The organism is Paenibacillus sp. CB74 (assembly GCF_055687625.1).
Map to the genome: position 1 here is coordinate 1,820,894 of NZ_CM146009.1, position 17,240 is coordinate 1,838,133.

The 17,240-nt window shown below is 44.0% G+C and carries 13 protein-coding genes; 4 read left to right on the forward strand and 9 right to left on the reverse strand.

Annotation, left to right across the window (positions count from 1 at the left end):
• Positions 1–56: 56 nt before the first annotated feature.
• The 6 genes from ACX9NY_RS08250 to ACX9NY_RS08275 form a co-directional block, all read right to left on the reverse strand.
• Positions 57–1,229 carry an MFS transporter gene (locus ACX9NY_RS08250; protein ID WP_342569920.1) on the reverse strand — a complete coding sequence of 391 codons (1,173 nt, stop codon included), beginning with the start codon at positions 1,227–1,229 and terminating at the stop codon, positions 57–59.
• Between the two features lie 24 nt (positions 1,230–1,253).
• Complete coding sequence (locus tag ACX9NY_RS08255; protein WP_342573389.1) at positions 1,254–2,072, reverse strand: MerR family transcriptional regulator; 819 nt, start codon at positions 2,070–2,072, stop codon at positions 1,254–1,256.
• A 260-nt stretch (positions 2,073–2,332) separates the two neighbouring features.
• A complete protein-coding gene (gene arsC, locus ACX9NY_RS08260; protein ID WP_342569918.1) occupies positions 2,333–2,752 on the reverse strand; it encodes an arsenate reductase (thioredoxin) in 420 nt (139 codons plus the stop codon).
• A 25-nt stretch (positions 2,753–2,777) separates the two neighbouring features.
• Complete coding sequence (locus tag ACX9NY_RS08265; RefSeq protein ID WP_472478047.1) at positions 2,778–4,073, reverse strand: arsenic transporter; 1,296 nt, start codon at positions 4,071–4,073, stop codon at positions 2,778–2,780.
• Positions 4,074–4,147: 74 nt separating this feature from the next.
• Positions 4,148–4,474, reverse strand: coding sequence for an ArsR/SmtB family transcription factor (locus ACX9NY_RS08270; RefSeq protein WP_339255268.1), 327 nt, complete (start codon positions 4,472–4,474; stop codon positions 4,148–4,150).
• Between the two features lie 265 nt (positions 4,475–4,739).
• Entirely contained in the window at positions 4,740–6,554 is a 1,815-nt protein-coding gene (locus ACX9NY_RS08275) for a glycoside hydrolase family 43 protein (protein ID WP_342569913.1), read from the reverse strand.
• Positions 6,555–6,870: 316 nt separating this feature from the next.
• Between ACX9NY_RS08275 and ACX9NY_RS08280 the strand changes: the two genes are divergently transcribed.
• Positions 6,871–8,232 carry an alkaline phosphatase gene (locus tag ACX9NY_RS08280; RefSeq protein WP_472479245.1) on the forward strand — a complete coding sequence of 454 codons (1,362 nt, stop codon included), beginning with the start codon at positions 6,871–6,873 and terminating at the stop codon, positions 8,230–8,232.
• An 83-nt stretch (positions 8,233–8,315) separates the two neighbouring features.
• Here the strand turns inward: ACX9NY_RS08280 and ACX9NY_RS08285 are convergent, their stop codons facing one another.
• Positions 8,316–9,029, reverse strand: a complete 714-nt coding sequence (locus ACX9NY_RS08285) for a DUF421 domain-containing protein (RefSeq protein WP_442029664.1) — start codon at positions 9,027–9,029, stop codon at positions 8,316–8,318.
• A gap of 297 nt (positions 9,030–9,326) precedes the next feature.
• Between ACX9NY_RS08285 and ACX9NY_RS08290 the strand changes: the two genes are divergently transcribed.
• From ACX9NY_RS08290 to ACX9NY_RS08300, 3 genes are all read left to right on the forward strand, one after another.
• Positions 9,327–9,512 (forward strand): hypothetical protein, encoded by a 186-nt coding sequence (locus tag ACX9NY_RS08290; protein ID WP_124114832.1) that lies wholly within the window; start codon positions 9,327–9,329, stop codon positions 9,510–9,512.
• 52 nt (positions 9,513–9,564) lie between these two features.
• Positions 9,565–10,023 carry a hypothetical protein gene (locus ACX9NY_RS08295; protein ID WP_339242853.1) on the forward strand — a complete coding sequence of 153 codons (459 nt, stop codon included), beginning with the start codon at positions 9,565–9,567 and terminating at the stop codon, positions 10,021–10,023.
• Positions 10,024–10,116: 93 nt separating this feature from the next.
• Positions 10,117–10,587, forward strand: coding sequence for a ferritin family protein (locus tag ACX9NY_RS08300; protein WP_472478051.1), 471 nt, complete (start codon positions 10,117–10,119; stop codon positions 10,585–10,587).
• Between the two features lie 127 nt (positions 10,588–10,714).
• Here the strand turns inward: ACX9NY_RS08300 and ACX9NY_RS08305 are convergent, their stop codons facing one another.
• Together ACX9NY_RS08305 and ACX9NY_RS08310 are read right to left on the reverse strand one after the other, a co-directional pair.
• On the reverse strand, positions 10,715–11,602 hold the full coding sequence (locus ACX9NY_RS08305) for a cation diffusion facilitator family transporter (RefSeq protein WP_339242850.1): 888 nt from the start codon (positions 11,600–11,602) through the stop codon (positions 10,715–10,717).
• Between the two features lie 330 nt (positions 11,603–11,932).
• Positions 11,933–17,008 carry a golvesin C-terminal-like domain-containing protein gene (locus tag ACX9NY_RS08310; protein WP_472478053.1) on the reverse strand — a complete coding sequence of 1,692 codons (5,076 nt, stop codon included), beginning with the start codon at positions 17,006–17,008 and terminating at the stop codon, positions 11,933–11,935.
• Positions 17,009–17,240: the final 232 nt, after the last annotated feature.

Genomic DNA, 17,240 nt, shown 5'->3' on the forward strand with positions numbered 1-17,240 from the left:
TGATTGCATCTCAACAAAACCAAGTACTTTAGAAGCAACAATTACCATCACTGAAATTACACTGGATCTGTTGTTTCCGTCCTGCTTCTCAAGTTCTTAAATAGTAATATGACAAGAAGTAAAGCAATGCATACAGCTCCAAAACCCAACCAATTTAAGTACAGGACTGATGTACGACTGATCACAATCCCGCCTAATCCAGATCCCAGTGCAAAACCAAATTGGATAAACGACGTATTGACGCTAAGGGCAATATCAGGATTACGAGGTGCCAGTGTAACCAGATATAGTTGCTGGGCCGGAGATATGCTCCACGTGGCTAACATAAAAATCATTAAAACCAAGATTAACATCACAAGATTAACTCCAGCTAGAGCAAACAAAAGAAGAGTTACGCCTTGTAACAGAAGGCCTAGACCAATTGTAAACTTTGATCCCTTTGCATCTGCCAATTGTCCGCCCACTTTTGATCCGACAAAGCTGCAAATTCCCGCGAGAAACAGAACACCGCTGATCTCGGTCATGGTAAGTGTGGATGTAGCTTGCAAGAACGGCGTGATATACGTGAACAGTGTTGAATAGCCGCCGATATACAATAACGTAATAAGCAAGGCCGTCAGAATGAGTGGATTTTTTAAAATGGAGAGCTGCATTCTGAGGGTGATCTTTTCTTCCTCTTTGATTACCGGAACCTTTTTGTTGATAATAAGTAATGGAAGAACACTTAACAATCCAATCAATACAAATAGAACTCTCCATCCAAACCTTTCACTAAAAAATGTACCCACTGGGACACCGAGCACTAACGAACTGCTTAGCCCCATCAAAATGATGCCGATGGCATTGCCCCGCTTTTCTTTTTCAACCATTCGTGTAGATACGGCCATCGCTACTACAGTAACCATGCCTCCGCTAGCCCCTTGAACTATTCGTACCCATAGTAAAGTTTCGTAAGAAAGGTTAAAAAGCATGAGCCCGTTACTGGCAATAAACACACTGAGGGTGGACAACAGTAACTTCTTGCGATCCATATTTATTGTAATTGCAATGAGAATCGGGGCAATAATGGCGGCTGACAGAGCGAATACAGTCACCAGTAACCCCACTTGGGAAGTAGACACGCTCAAGTCTGAGGCGATCATTTCAATGACTCCTGTAATGATGTACTCAAGCGTTCCGATCAGAAAAACAGTTAACGCCAAGATATATATGATCCATTTATTTTTCACTTTACTCCACTCCGTCTTCTTCAGTTATCTATTTAGTATTGGGATCTGTATTTCTATGAATTGTGCATCTTGTTCTTGGGATAAGGGTAAATATAGTTCCCTACCCGCTTCGTTTTCCTTGATCTGATAGTTATTTTTCTCAATCCATGTAGCTAAATGAACACAGGCTTTGCAGGCAAAGGTGGCATTGGAACGATAAGCTATGGTGGCCATCATGGGCTCTGCAGGAAGAGTCCGGAGTTGAAATGGATATGGAGGTAATTGCAGCTCACAAGTTAAGAAATAACCTATTTCCAATTCGAACTTTTCCTCTTGTCCGGGGATTTCTCTCCACAAAACAACCTGTGGCCCCTGGATCATTTGACGTATTTCTTTGGTTAATGACTGATCAAAATGACGAAATAAACTCGGAATATCCTCATCCCCCCCGTACCCAGTCTGAAAAAGAAACTGCCGAGCTCTTTCCTCTTTGATTCGGATTTCTTGCCCAGTTTCGACGTGCCCCTCTTCCTCCATAAGCTGCAAGCGTTCCTCAATTCGGACGAGTTTAGCTTGTTCTGTATCGATAATCTGCTGAATTTCGCTTTTTTTCAGTTGAAACATGCCTTGAATATTCTCCAATGTAATATGTTCCTGTAGCAATTGTGTGATTTGTGGCAACGTAAACCCCAATTCTTTATAAATGAGGATTCGGTTGAGCTCCAGAAGCTGATCTGCGGAATAGTAACGGTAACCCGTGTCGTGATCTACCTTTCTCGGTTTAAGTATGCCAATCTGGTCATAATAACGCAGTGTTTTTAACGAAACCCTACTTAGCCTGGAAAATGCACTGATTTTGAACAACATATCATCTCCAATCTATTAATATAATGCGAGTATATAGTTTCCCGTGCAGGGGAAAGTCAAGGGGAATATGCTTCTCATTTTTATAGTTAAATCAACTAAATCAACCATCATCCTTGTCTTCACTCTATGTTGGGCTTATGGGGAAGTCAAAGAACCGTTTCTGAATGAAACGTTCATTTTTTTTGAACAAAAAAATGCCACTTATCGTGGCATTCTCTCGGTATTCATTCAATTATCCTGCTCAGGCAGGGTTGTATTTATTTTCCGGTTTCAGCAAATGCTTTAATACGCTCCCCGATCTGATCACGGACCCTTTGGAATACGGCCCATTTCTCTTCATCTGTACCTTGCGCTTTGGCAGGATCATCAAATCCCCAGTGTTCCCGCTTCACATGCGGAGGCGTCATTGGACATTTATCTGCGGCATCCCCACACAATGTGACTACGAAATCAGCGTTGTTCAACAACTCTGACTCAATGATGTCCGAGGTTTGAGTCGAAATATCCAGATCAACCTCGTTCATGGCTTTAACCGCTTTTGGATTCAGACCGTGGGCCTCTATTCCTGCGCTATAGATGTCCCAGTCCTCACTCAGATATTTCTTGGCCCAGCCTTCGGCCATTTGACTCCGGCAGGAATTACCTGTGCATAGGAAGTACAGTGTTTTTTTACTCATGTTTATCTCTCCTCGTTATTTAAAGTTATAAAATGATTAACCACAGATACAGACCCACTAGGGTAATAAGCAGAGTCGGAATGGTGATTATAATACCTGTCTTGAAGTAAGTGCCCCATGATATTTTGACACCTTTGGTGCTAAGTACATGAAGCCAGAGCAGGGTCGCGAGTGAACCAATCGGGGTAATCTTGGGACCTAAGTCCGAGCCAATAATATTGGCATAGATAAGCGCCTCTCGAACAGTCCCTGTTGCTGTCGTTGCATCGATGGCAAGTGCATCAATCAACACGGTAGGCATATTGTTCATCAGGGATGAAATGATTGCCGCGATAAAGCCCATACCCATTGTTGCAGCAAACAATCCTTGATCTGCTACAGCCTGAATGACTACGGCCAACAGATCGGTCAAGCCTACATTACGTAGACCATAAATCACGACATACATGCCGATGGAGAAAAATACGATGGCCCAAGGTGCTTCTTTGACAACCAATGCGGTCGGTACAGCAGAACTCCGGGAAGCCATGATCAGGAAGAATATCGCGACAATACCTGCCACAAAGGATACGGGGATTCCGAGAAATTCACTGGTAAAGTATCCAATGAGAAGAACCGCTAATACCACCCACGACAACCGAAACATCTTCATATCCTTAAGGGCAGTTACCGGAGGTTTCAATTCACTCGCATCAAATCGTTTGGGAATACTCTTGCGGAAAAAGAGATACAGTACACCAATACTCGCCACCAGTGAGAACAGATTCGGAACAAACATTCTTCCTGCGTACTCCATAAACGTAATACCAAAGAAATCGGCAGACACAATGTTAACCAGGTTACTCACAACCAGCGGCAAGGAAGTCGTATCCGCAATAAATCCGCTGGCGATAATAAATGGAAATACTCTCTTTTCATCAAAATTCAGTGCACGTACCATGGCTAGAACAATTGGTGTCAGTATCAGTGCACCTCCATCATTGGCAAAGAAAGCAGAAACCACTGCTCCCAGGATGGAGACGTAAACAAACATTCGTACACCATTGCCATGAGCGGCTTTGGCCATATGTAAGGCAGCCCATTCAAAAAAGCCGATACGATCCAGAATTAACGAAATCAGAATGATTGCGACAAATGCAAGCGTAGCATTCCAAACGATTTGCGTTACATCCCAGACGTCATGAAGATCGACCACGCCCACAAGTAAAGCAAGAATTGCTCCGCCGCAAGCAGACCAACCAATGGACAGGTTCTTAGGCTGCCAGATGACAAGGATTAGCGTAATTAAAAAGATCATGCACGCTAGCAGCGTAGAAAACAATATATTTCCCCCTTTCAGTTCCGCCATCTGATTTATATTTGTATATAACAATATACTTATATATTGATAAAAAATTAATTACATCCGGATGTAAAGTTCTCTTTATTCAAAGACTTAAGAATCGTTGCCGTGTCCGGCATCAGTTCCAAGACAGATTTAATATAAGGTGTATTCTCTACATTTAAAGAGTAGTATACCCACTGGCCACGCTTATTCTCCTTAACCAAGCCTTGATCCTTCAGCTTGCGTAAATGCTGACTAATTCCAGGTTGTGACATGTCTAAAATCTCTACAAATTCACACACACACCATTCACGTTCTTTGAGGAGTGTAAGGATCGTAAGACGTGTTTTATCGCCCAACAATTTAATCTTTTCTGCTGCATTTTGAATGGAATCCATGTCACTTCCTCCTTCCGTTAAACATAAGTGCATGCTTATATTATAATATTAAAAATTTGAAGTCAACATAATTCATGGGATCTTTGACATGAAAAATAAGGCGAGTAACTCAGTTCGAGCTGTGTCAACTCCTGTATATGTCCTCCAAAATATGATTTATTGATATGATTGTCAAAAACGCCTGTCAACACTGCTAAAAGCGAGTTTTTGACAGGCGTTTATATTGGATCAATTATGAAATAACGATTCAAATGAATGTCTTATGTTAGAGTATAACAGGCTGAATCAATCTGTCCTTGCCGAAAAGAAGCAGATCAATACATATTTCACGGTGATAACCCTTTCCAGAGGAAAATCTGGAGAGTGGCGTGACAAAACGGTGATAGGCTATCCGGTACTGATCAGTTTCGGGCTCATTAAATATACAGTGATGACCTGTGCCCAGCATGCCTTTCTCCACATTTTTGCTCAGAATCGGGTATTGATAGGTGATTGGACCGTATAATTGCTCTGACGTACCGTAATTCACATGATAGTTCTCACTGCCCGTATCATCACAGGACCACGTAAAGTGGTATAGTCCGCCCCGCTTCAACACCGTTACCGCCTCACGAAAATCATGGAGCCCTGAGAGATTGCTCATGGTGTCCTCTAAGACACTTGTCATGTCGTCACCAAGCTCCACAATGGCAGCATGTCCATTCCCGAATAGCAAATACGATTTTCCATCCGTTTCAGTATAGATAGAAGGGTCGATAGCTTGCCCCATGGTGATACCCAGACGTCTTAACTGCTGCATTGTGATCAAAGGCTGCGACTCGGCCAGGAATGGCCCAATCGGTGTATCCGCTACAGCAACGCCGATGGCACTCTCTCCATTCAGCATTTTGCCACAGAAATAAAAATAGAACTTCCCGTTGCGGGTTGCAATGGCCGGTGCCCAGGCATTACCGGTTGCCCAGGTGACATCCTCTGTCCCCAGATCAAGGATCACACCTTCGTCTTGCCAATGCTTCAGGTCTGAAGAAGAAAACACCTTGAACTGTGTTCCCGACCACCCCTCGAAACCATCTGTTGTCGGATACATATAGTAACGATCCTCAAACTGTGCGACATCTGGATCGGCATATTGTCCAGGAAGCACTTGATGACCATCCCCGAAAGCAGCCAAAAGCCGGCTGCACTCCTCAGTTGTGATGGGCAGGACACTTCCATGACGCTTTTGGTTCTTTCCCATATCAAAATCATCATCAGGAACGATTCGGAACTCTCCGCTTCCCAGATCTGTAGTCAGCAGAGGAAGATAACCCTTGCCTTCAGCAAATCGATCAACAATCAGGCACCATTCTTCCCGGTCATTGAATTTAAATATCTGAGGTCCCTCCACACCTGCCACAGCCTCCAGAATCGGGGCTTGCAGCGGAACAAACGCTTCTTTGTCGAGAGAGTCTCCTTTTTCTACCCGTATGTTTTTGGTTGTTTCATCCTTGGAGTATCGATAGTAACAACCACCCGAAGGAAGAATCGTTGTATCAATAATATGATTATCCCGCTCAATGTATTTTTCCGATGCGGAGAACGTACGAAAGTCTTTTGTGCGAGCGCTGTATATTTTTTGCTTTCGTTCTTGCTCCTGAGGCTCTTGCGTTGCAGAAGCCCAAAATACGAGAAACTCATCTGTTGTTTCATCATACACCGCTTCGGGCGCCCAAACACAACCAGCCCCCTCAACTCCTAATGTAACGTTCCAGGGGGATGACCAATTCACGAGATTGCTGGATTCCCATATAATTACGTCCCGGCTCCCGGCATTAACGGCATGAGTCCATCCTTTGTCGCTTGCGATGCGCAGATCTGTAGCAATCAGATAGAATTTATTTTCCTTGACTGAACGAATCAGAAACGGGTCCCGTACTCCTTTTTCTCCAAGGTCAGAAAACAGCACAGGTGATCCGCCATTAAGATCCTTCCAGTGAAGACCATCCTCGCTATAGGAGAAATAAACCTGCTCTCCATCTGGTTGTTCGCCAATAAAATGTACAAATAGATACCCATTATAATTTGAAGATGATGTGGTCAATGGAAAAGCCTCCTGAAATGAGATTGAGTTTAAATGATTTACTTTAACTGAAAAATGAAAGCGTTCTACTTATGTTGTATCATACTTCAAAAATAGTGGAATGAGTATATTTTTATAATCTCGTCTGTTGTAGATCATGTGAATCTTTCGCTGGAACCCTATTGTCCAATACATCGCCTTATTTTGTTTATTTTACCTCAGGTATACAAAATTCTTGGTTTTCATTTACAATTGAATGCTAACCTTTTTAATGATGAACAAATGAATATAGATTCATGCATTCATTTTTGTTTTCGAGATATGATGAGGAGGAATCATTGTGAAATTATCCAAAAAAGTATTACCAGCGGTAGCGCTGACTCTGGCTGTATCGGCTTCTACTCTCTTGTCTGCGGGACAAGCAAGTGCCGTTCAAGCTGTAAGTGTGGAGAAAAAACAAATCAAGAACATCATCTTCCTCATTGGGGATGGCATGGGGACCTCTTATACTTCGGCCTACCGTTATATGAAGGATGATCCTTCAACGAAGGGCATGGACAAAACCGTATTTGACCCTTATCTGGTTGGGGCACAAATGACCTATCCGGATGATGATAAACAAAATGTGACGGATTCTGCTTCCGCAGCAACGGCCATGTCGGCGGGCGTGAAAACATACAATGCGGCCATTGCGGTTGACCCTGAGCAGAAGGAAGTCAAAACCGTACTTGAGCAGGCCAAAGAAAACGGTAAGTCCACCGGACTCGTGGCTACGTCGGAGATCACTCATGCCACACCAGCTGCATTTGGTGCCCATGATATCAGTCGAAAAAATATGGATGCCATTGCGGACGATTATTATGATGAGTTGATTAATGGCAAGCATAAGGTGGATGTACTTCTGGGTGGAGGGAAATCCAATTTTGTACGCGAGGGTCGGGACCTGACGAAGGAGTTCCAGAAGGCCGGATTCAGCTATGTGACGGATCGTTCCGCTCTCCTCGCTGATAAGAATCAACAAGTTCTTGGACTGTTTGCCGATGGAGGATTGGACAAGATGATAGATCGTACTGCTGCAACGCCATCATTGGCTGAGATGACCAATACAGCGATTGATCGCCTCAGTTCGAACGATAAAGGGTTCTTCCTAATGGTTGAAGGCAGCCAGATCGACTGGGCAGGACATGATAATGATATCGTTGGCGCGATGAGTGAAATGGAAGATTTCGCAGCAGCATTTCAGGCAGCTATTGATTTTGCCACAAAAGATGGTGAAACCCTTGTCGTGGCTACTGCCGATCACTCCACAGGCGGACTTACGCTTGGAAAAGACGGAGAATACAACTTTTTCGTAGACCCGATCAAAGCTGCACTGCGAACACCAGACTTTATGGCAGCACAGATTGCGAAAGGTGCTTCGGTTGAAGAAACACTGAAAAGTTATCTGAAACTGGAGTTGAAGCCGGAAGAGATTCAATCGGTGAAAGAAGCAGCCAAAAGTGCAGATGTAACGAAGATTGATAATGCCATTGAAGCCATTATTAATAGCCGTTCGTTTACGGGCTGGACCACAGGTGGACACACAGGGGAGGATGTTCCTGTATATGCCTACGGCCCGGCAAGTCATCGCTTCGCCGGTTTGATCGACAACACAGATAATGCCAAGATCATATTTGATATCCTCAGCAAGCACCAATAATTTCACCATAATTCGGTAATTTATGATCATCCCTTCTCTTCTTTCATCTGAAGAGAAGGGAATTTTTTTCATTTCTGATGGTGTCACTCGACATCAATGGGATGTTTGATTTGATCCTCATAATAATCGATATAGATCCTGCCGTCGCTTCCTTTTACAGCATAAAATACATCGTTTATGTTCTTGCTTTTCGATTCAAGCTGTTGCATTAATTGCTTATCTGATATGCCATTTAGTTCTAGATTCTTGCTTAACATCGTTCCGTCCATAATTAACTCCACAGGCATGCGTTCAGGTTTGGACTCTACCTTCCTATGAACATCCTCAACCGTAGCCGTTCTATATTTGTTTTTTTTCATGACTGAAACTTGTCCATTCACTTCGAGTAAGGCGTACTCTACTTCCTCCATATTGAAAATGTCTTTCTGTCTTAGCATTTGGTTTAAGGAATCCAATGTCAGTTTATTCTTGGCGAGATTATTTTCAAGGATTTTGCCACCTTCAATTAATACGGTAGGTGAACCTTCTGCCAGTAGACGGATTTTTCTGCTTTTCAGATTTAATTTAGATAACAGATAAGAGGTTCCGGTAAAAACAATTAGAGAAATAATCAGATGTGTGACTTCTATTTTCTCGTTAAAAGCTAGATTGGCAGCTATGGCTCCCATGATGACTGCGGTGACAAATTCATGGAAGTTCATATCAGACAACGTTTGTTTTCCCAATATGCGAGCAATTCCCAATAAAAGCATAAAGGCAAAGATACTACGGATGAAGATAATAACATGTTCGTACAATACAAGCACCCTTTCGCGTGTTAGACAATTATGGAACTCTTTTAAGTATTCACCCAATTGTCCTCAAATATGTTGCCTTATGCATTACAAAATGAAACAAAACAACATGATCCGTTAATATGAGAAAAATGATATGAACATGAAATCAGTTTGGAACAAAACGCGGACCATTTTATAGAGGGTGTGGCGATTTTATTTCCGTTTGGGTTCGTTCTCGCTCCCGTATAACCATGCATTATTTCCCATGAAGATGGGTACTCTAACTTAACCATCTATGTGTTGAAGGAGAGAAATCCGATGAATGCGGTTAACGACTGGTTGAGGCAGATTGCCCACAATTATATATTGATTGTTATTGCCGCGATACTCTTTTTTACGGTCAAAGCAATCATTGGATACTATACGTACAAGCATTATGATAAAAAATTAAATGCTCTGTCAGATCAAATGGATCGTCTTATGGAGAAGAAAACGACGGACTGATTTAAGGCATGAGAATCAATAATTGAAGTAACTAGCTTTGGAGGAAAAATAAATGTTAGGAAATTTGCTTTTGGGTATGATTCTTCCCATTCTGTTGGGCGTGTGGGTTTTGCGACGACACGTTAAAATCCTCGTTATTTATTATCCACTGGGTGTGGCTATTGCTGCTTGTATCAACAACGTGGGGTTTAATTATTTCTGGAACATACTGCCGAACACTCGCAACCAGTCTTTTGCCGCTCTCCCTATGGACCTCGGAATCTATCCAATTGCTGGATGCCTGATGATGTATGCCATTTTAGTAAAAGGGGCGAAGCCATGGGCAGCCATATTTGCGGCCTCCTTATCACTGACATTCATAGAATGGATTGCTAAAATGCTGGGGCATGTGATCTATTTTAACGGTTGGAACATCTTTTGGACTTTCTTGTCCTATCTCTTGCCATTTGTGCTGGCTTACGGGTACGGCGTGTTATTGAAACATCTACACAGCGATCAAAACCCGGTCTGAAAAGTTTAACGCGCACATACAAAACAGTTATGGGTTAACGCGGATGGGCATACGTGCATATGTTAACTCATATTCGTCTTGGAGGGATTCGTAATGTATGTGGCATATCCTTATGGTTACAGGTACACTTTTACTCCGGTATGGGCAACATCACCAGCCGAAGCACTTGAATTAATCAAATCCGCTGTGCAGGGAGAACGAAACGATGAGATGTTCTATGATTCACTGATTCAGTTATCACCTGATGCCAATCAGGCTGCCATCATCACGAGCATCCGTAATGATGAACGTGGACATAATCAAATGTATCGGCAAATGTACAAGGATCTGACAGGTCAGGAGATTTCGGGCGTAAGTAATGAGCCGGTTGAGAAGGTCACTTCTTATCTAGGCGGGCTGCAACAGGCGTTTCAAGGTGAATTGGCGGCCGTGGAAAAGTATCGGAGAATATGGTTTGGTCTCCCTTATGGCATATATAAAGACACGGTCTGGGGGATCATTCTGGACGAACAGAAACATGCGGATAAATATAACAATCTGATTACTTACAATCTGCCGAGATAGTCAGGTATGGAATAATTAACGCGTGGATTCCTTCACAGAAACACAATTGAAATCAGCAAAAAACCAGTGAATGATTAAAGCTCACTGGTTTTTTGCTTTGCTGAATTTCTCATTTAAAATCTAAATCTTATATGCATTCTTTCAACATATCAGGTTCCACATGAACGTGAACGGTGTATACGTCATGCTCCTCCATTAACTCGTTCTCCACGTCTGTACAGATATCGTGTGCTTGTTGAAGATCCAGCTCAGCATGTACGGTGATAACAACATCCACGACAGCATTATTGCCATAATTGCGTGCTCTTACGTCTTTGACCTTCTCTACACCGTTTATTCCGGCAATCGTCTTTTTGTACTCTTGAATCAGTTCAACATCAAAACCATCGGTCAGATGATGTGTGGCTTCTTTGAAAATGTCCCAAGCGGTCTTGCAGATCAGGAAACCTACGATAACAGCCGTTACGGGGTCCAACCATGGAAGGCCGAACTGGGAACCCACGATTCCAATGACCGCACCGGTACTCACCCAGGCATCGGAGATATTATCTCGCGCTGCAGCCATGACCGCCTGACTTTTGATACGTGTAGCAAGTCTCTTGTTATATCGATAGACCAGATACATAATAACCGCGCAGAAAATACCTGTGTACGCGGCGATGATATCCGGAGATTCATGTGTACCCTGGAACACAGAACTGATGGCTTCAAACAGAACTTGTAAACCTACTGCCATCATAATGAAAGAAGCAACTAGTGACGCAACGGTCTCTGCTCTCCAGTGACCATATGTATGGTCTTTGTCGGCTGGGCGTTGGGCAAGCTTCAAACCGATCAGTACAGCTATGGAGGCCACAATATCGGTAGCATTATTTAATCCATCCGCTTTAAGCGCTTCTGATCCGGCCATATTGCCAACGATCAGTTTTAATAAGGTCAAACATATGTAGGCGATAATGCTGATGATGGCTCCGCGCTCCCCCAGCTTTAGATTATCGTATTTTAGTTGATCCACAATGACATCCTCCTGCAATCTTCATTTCTAGCACGACTATGATGGTATCATTGCTGAATTGTGTGGGTCTAGAGAAACGTTTTGAGTGTTACGAAACATAATCTGTAAGCGGCAATTCTTTTAAGAGAATCCAAAAAAGTTGGATTTGGCAAACTTAAATGTTTAATGGGTACGAGGAAGGTGGCCTTTTGGCTTCCTTTCCTGTGACCACACCTTCTTGCTCCTAAACAAAAAGAGCCGAATGGATCGTATTGATCCACTCGGCTCTTAGCGTTATTTTACAATAATTTGCATAACATCACTTGCCGTTGTTTCATTTCCATTCATAATTCACTGCTCTTGTTCGGAAAGTGTCGGTTCATCTGGCGCCTCATTTGCAAGCAACTGCGAATCATCGGAATGCCGTTCGAACATAACTGCGTCAGCCCTTGTATAGATCATATCCGCAGGAAGCGTTGGCGGGTCTACCGTTGTAGGCGTAACCCTTGTTAAACGAACATACTCGCTGCCGTCTCCCGTGAAGTCAAACGTGCCCAGATTAAGCCAACCCGATGAGCCGACTGTTGCATCGATATAGGTAACCTCGGTACCCGTCTTATGCTTCACTTCCACTTTGACATTATTATCATTTCCCGTTGTATGGACGAGCTTGTAGATGGAAACGGTATATTTCCCTTCTGGAAACTGGCCTTTCCACGTTGCGGATGATCCTTGAACGGTTGAGTAGCGGGATTTAACCCCAATTTTGTATCCGGCTAAATTACTTTGGCTCCAAGACCCTTCTGTTGTGTATAACCCTGTTGTATCTGTACTGTCGACGATAATCGTTAGATCCTTAATCGTGATGTTCAAATGCGGTGTGGTTAAGGTCACTCCGTCAATCGTTACCGTGGCCCATACCTCAATGTGATCCGTGTCCCCATCGAGATTGAGAAGAGTCAACAACCCACTACTGTCCACTTCAGCCAGATCCGTACGATCAACGAAATACTGAACATCGGCCTGTGTCAGATCACCGATCAAACTGTTATCCAAATAACCGGTTACGCTTAGTTGTGCGGTTTGAGTCATCTGCAGCTCGTTTCGATCAGACTGAACTATGGCAGACTCCAATTGCGGTATCCTGTTTGGGTCCACCCACATCATTGCATCGGCTACGACTCTGGATTTGTTGGCCTTGTTCGTTAGTTCTACGTACCCGCTATCACCTGCAGCAAAAGGATAATCCCCCAGGTGCACCCAAGTACCGTTCGTCATTGTCTCATCAACAGTAACCGTATCGGAGCCTTCATTATGATAAACGGTAAACGAGGCATTGGTTGCCCAATTTTCATTCGTTGCAGTGATTTGCGGAATCTTGTAATACACACTGTACGTGACACTTTCCGGAAGCTCAGGCCGCCATCTCATTTTGCTTGTCGCTGTACCAGTCGTAGATTTGGCATACACATAGTTATCATAGTAATAGTCGTTAGCTGTTGTATCCCTTATCCAGACACCTTCTGTCTCCGCCTCCGTATTATCCACAATGATCGATGAATGATCCTGCCCATCATCGGGCTGGACTGGCGTTTCCGTTACCCGATCCGGCAGATAGAGTGTGCGCTTGCGGGTCTGTTTCCCCTCCGATTCCACGTAGTACGTGAAGGTTTGGGATAAATCATTCACCCGTATCGACCATTCCATCGGGTAGATCGTATCCGGGACGGTCGTATACGTAGCCCCGCCATCCAACGAATAATGAATGGTCGCCGGTTTTGTCGTTTTGGCCTGCACATAAGCATCATAGACCGTTTCGTCAGGCTTTACGATCAGCATACCTTTAACCGCATCAATTGGACTGTGAGTATCAAAGAAATAGCTTGCATCCGATGGTTCAGCTGTTCTGATCTGATGCAGCGGTACATCAATGTCAAGTCCCTCTACAATGATAGCCGTGATGCCCTTGCCTGAAACGGTGGCTTGAATGATTCCGCCACTCATAACGGTTTGCTCAGGTGTACCATTGTCGCGGATGATCGTTACAGTATAATCTTGTGCCGGGTTGAACCCAATGATCTGTTCATTCAATTCGATCGGAGTCTGAATTTCTTCCGACGATGCGTTGCTTAGCCCAATGTAGAATTTATCTCCACTCTCACCTGTGATCCAGTTCAATTGAGGATGATTGGTCTTAATGATCTCCTTCGGCATCCATAGCCAAACGTCGGAATTGCCATAAAATTGACCTGGTTTATTCCCATAGAGGTGATATTTGAACCATAAAAAATTCGTTTCAAATACGGAAGGAAATGTAATGCTTCCGTTCGATTTCAAGGATTGTTCGCTGATCAAATAATCCATCGTTTGCCCGAGCTGCCCCGGAATATGGTGATAATAGATGGATGTAGCCCCACTGGGGCCTTCCAGAGGGAAGTCCGGTTCAAGTTGGCTAACGGCGAATCCTTTATAATAATAACCTGGATAACTGGAATACCGACCAATAACCGCATTATGAGCAATATCCTGTAGCAGTTTATCCCCTGTATAGAGCGACAATCGCAGCATGAACGGCGCTTCCTGAGCATTCATCCGATAATAGCCGGTTGTACTTCCTGCTTCAAACGTCAATCCGCTTGGTGAAACAAGCCAACGCTCGGCTTGAACGCCTCCGGCAATATCTTCGGGAAGTTTGAGCCGAGGATATTGAAATTTACCGCTTTCCGGCCAATGGAATGACTCCGCGTAATTATATGTCTCTGGTTGAGGAATCGTAACGTTCCCTTCAGGAACTGGACGAGCAACAAACATGGTTGCATACCGTTTGGCTTCCTTATAGGCGGCATCCAAGTATTTGGAATCCTGCGTTTCTTCGTACAGCTCCAAAATCTCCATCCACAGCTTGCTATAATAATAAATGAACTCATTTTTACTCACATCGACAGATGCAGGCGTATCGATATGTTGCGTGATATAACTGTCGGCTGCATCCTTTGCAGCTTGCAAGTACTGTGTCTCTCCCGTCATACGATACATCATTAGGGGCTGAATGACAGGCCCGCGGTCTTTCTGGTCAGGATCACGCATAAGGTACTCTTCCTCTGCCAGCGCCCCAATTCCTGCCGAAGTGCCCATCATCTGATTGACAGCGGCTACGCTTGAAACATCAAAAGGCAGAGTAGCCATTTTCCATAAGGAAGGTACACCGTATACTTTCTTCTGCGTCGGCGACCAACCGATACCATTTCGCGATACGCCATACTGGACGGACGGCAATGCTCTCGTATCATAAAGTTGGTCATCCCCAGTCAAATAGTAAGCTCCCAGTAGAACCGCATTCGAGCTTGTTCTAACGCTATCCTCATTTTCAATATCAATAAAACCCTTGGCACGGCTCCACCATCCGCTGGGTGACGGGACATAGTTAATAGAGTCGTCTCCTTGCGGCTCAATCTTGAGCAAATCGATCATATTAAACATCGCGTCAGTAAGCGACTTATTTGATACATTTTCACGATATGCCGAATAATCGTACTCATTGCGAAGAATATCCGTGTAGGAACCATACAAATTAGTTTTTTGCGCGATTAACCCCATATGAAATTGATAGGTGCTTTCTGCGGTCATCTGCGAATAGGTCCCTAATTGAGGCGCATACAGGATGGGCTGCACGTTGCCTTCGTTGTTAACAAGGCTCATGCCAAGCCGTTGTTTCGTAACGCCTCCCGTCGGTTCAAATTCAACCGGAAGCTCCCCCGAGGGTACAAATATCCCATAGGTCAATGGATTCCCCGAACCATCATTCTTCTCAACCAGGCTCATCGGAGCGCTCAGCTCTCTCAAGCTTGTAGATTCCACTGTACCTACCATTTTGGCATGTGACCGGAATCCATTTAACACTTCGTTGATGCCAGAGACTGTCTCTGTTGTGAAAGACTGATATCCAATCACATAATTGCCGTCGCGGCGAGGTGTAAAGGCAAAGGAAACATCGGGTTTATCTCCTGCCATGGACCAGTTCACCTGTAAGTCGTAATCACTGCCGTGTGAGGAATCGGTTAATACCGCCGTTTGGCTGTCTGGAAAAGAGATCCCGTCAAATGTAATCCAGCGCTTATTCATCGTATCGTAGTAATTGGTTCGGCTGCCCGCATTCCCGTCCAATAGAACCCATTGTTCCTCCAATCTTTCCGCCACAGTATTGATCGGCATCCAGTCTCCAGTGTCTGTGTTCTTGTAAAACATGTCACGAACGATAGAGCTGCCCCCATCCCATGCTGCTTCATAGAAAGTTGCTTTATAGCTATTATTCTCGATACTGCCTTTTTCCGTGTAACTGAGATTCCCTAAAGTGCGGCTCCGCAGCGGGGGCAACGGCGGGGCTTTCTGCTGGATATTTCCTTCAAATTTGACTGCATCAGCCCGCGTAATAATGGTACCCGTCGAAGGTTGCGTTCGAGTCAGCCTGACAAATTCGCTATCATCACCACTAAACTCATATTCCCCCAAATCAACCCATCCAACCGATGGACCTGACGAAGGTCTTAGATCCAGAAACTTCACATCCGTAATCCCGTTATGAACAATTTCAATCTTCACATTACTATCTGCTTTGTCCGCCCAATCCAGCTTATAGAACGATATTCTCGCCGTCCCTGCTTCCAATCGCGGATTCCATGTGATCGTTCTGCCTACAGCATCCGTATATTTGGAACTGGAATTATTGTATCCCTTCACTCCCGCGCTTGTGGTCCAATACGGAGCGGAGAATCCGTTATTGGTATTGCCTGCATCAACAGTGACGACATCATCAATCGTGAGGCTTCCATCATCAATGATGATCGTCTTATGTGGCTCTTTTTGCTCAATATTTCCTTCGAACTTGACCGCATCAGCTCGTGTAAGGATCGTGTTCGTGGTGCCGGTAGACCGGGTCAATTGAACGAATTCTTCCCCAACCCCGGAAAAATAGTACTCTCCCAAATCAACCCAACCCGCCGGCGCGCCAGATGAGGGTCTTAGATCCATAAAGACTACATCTGTTGTCCCATTATGAACAATCTCAATTTTCACATTGCTATCTGCTTTATCTGCCCAATCCAGCTTATAGAACGAAATTTTCGCTGTTCCTGCTTCCAAGCGTGGATTCCATGTGATCGTTCTGCCTGCTGTACTCGTATATTTGGTGCTGGAAAGATCATACCCCTTCACCCCTGTGCTTGTGGTCCAATTTGGAGCCGAATATCCATTGTTCTCGTTACCCGCATCAGGTGCTAGAACATAATTGATCTTAATACTCCCGTCATCGATGATAATGGTCTGATAAGGTAAGGTCTCCGCATAAGCGGTCCTTATTCCAATCAGGCTGAAAGGAACTACGATCGTCAACATGAAAACGATGAAGAAAAACAGCTTCCTTTTGACCATACAATTCACAGCCTCTCCTCAAAAATGGTAACGCTTTCAATAATAGATTGCCTTTTACTCAAATGATTGTAAAAAGCTATTAACCTTATCCTTCTGCCTATTCCCGCTCTGTCGTTTTTATCTTAGCAGTCTCAACACCGTGAAATTTCTTTCATTTTAAGAATTTCTTATACGATTTTAAGTAAAAAACCTACATCTAACTGAGCGCTTATTGCAGTCAGATAGAATGCAG

What these genes read in the sequence shown, in the direction of transcription:
- arsC (WP_342569918.1), bottom strand. Translation starts at nt 2,752, where the DNA reads ATGAGTAAAAAAACACTGTACTTCCTATGCACAGGTAATTCCTGCCGG.
- ACX9NY_RS08270 (WP_339255268.1), bottom strand. Translation starts at nt 4,474, where the DNA reads ATGGATTCCATTCAAAATGCAGCAGAAAAGATTAAATTGTTGGGCGAT.
- ACX9NY_RS08290 (WP_124114832.1), top strand. Translation starts at nt 9,327, where the DNA reads ATGAATGCGGTTAACGACTGGTTGAGGCAGATTGCCCACAATTATATA.
- ACX9NY_RS08295 (WP_339242853.1), top strand. Translation starts at nt 9,565, where the DNA reads ATGTTAGGAAATTTGCTTTTGGGTATGATTCTTCCCATTCTGTTGGGC.
- ACX9NY_RS08300 (WP_472478051.1), top strand. Translation starts at nt 10,117, where the DNA reads ATGTATGTGGCATATCCTTATGGTTACAGGTACACTTTTACTCCGGTA.
- ACX9NY_RS08310 (WP_472478053.1), bottom strand. Translation starts at nt 17,008, where the DNA reads ATGGTCAAAAGGAAGCTGTTTTTCTTCATCGTTTTCATGTTGACGATC.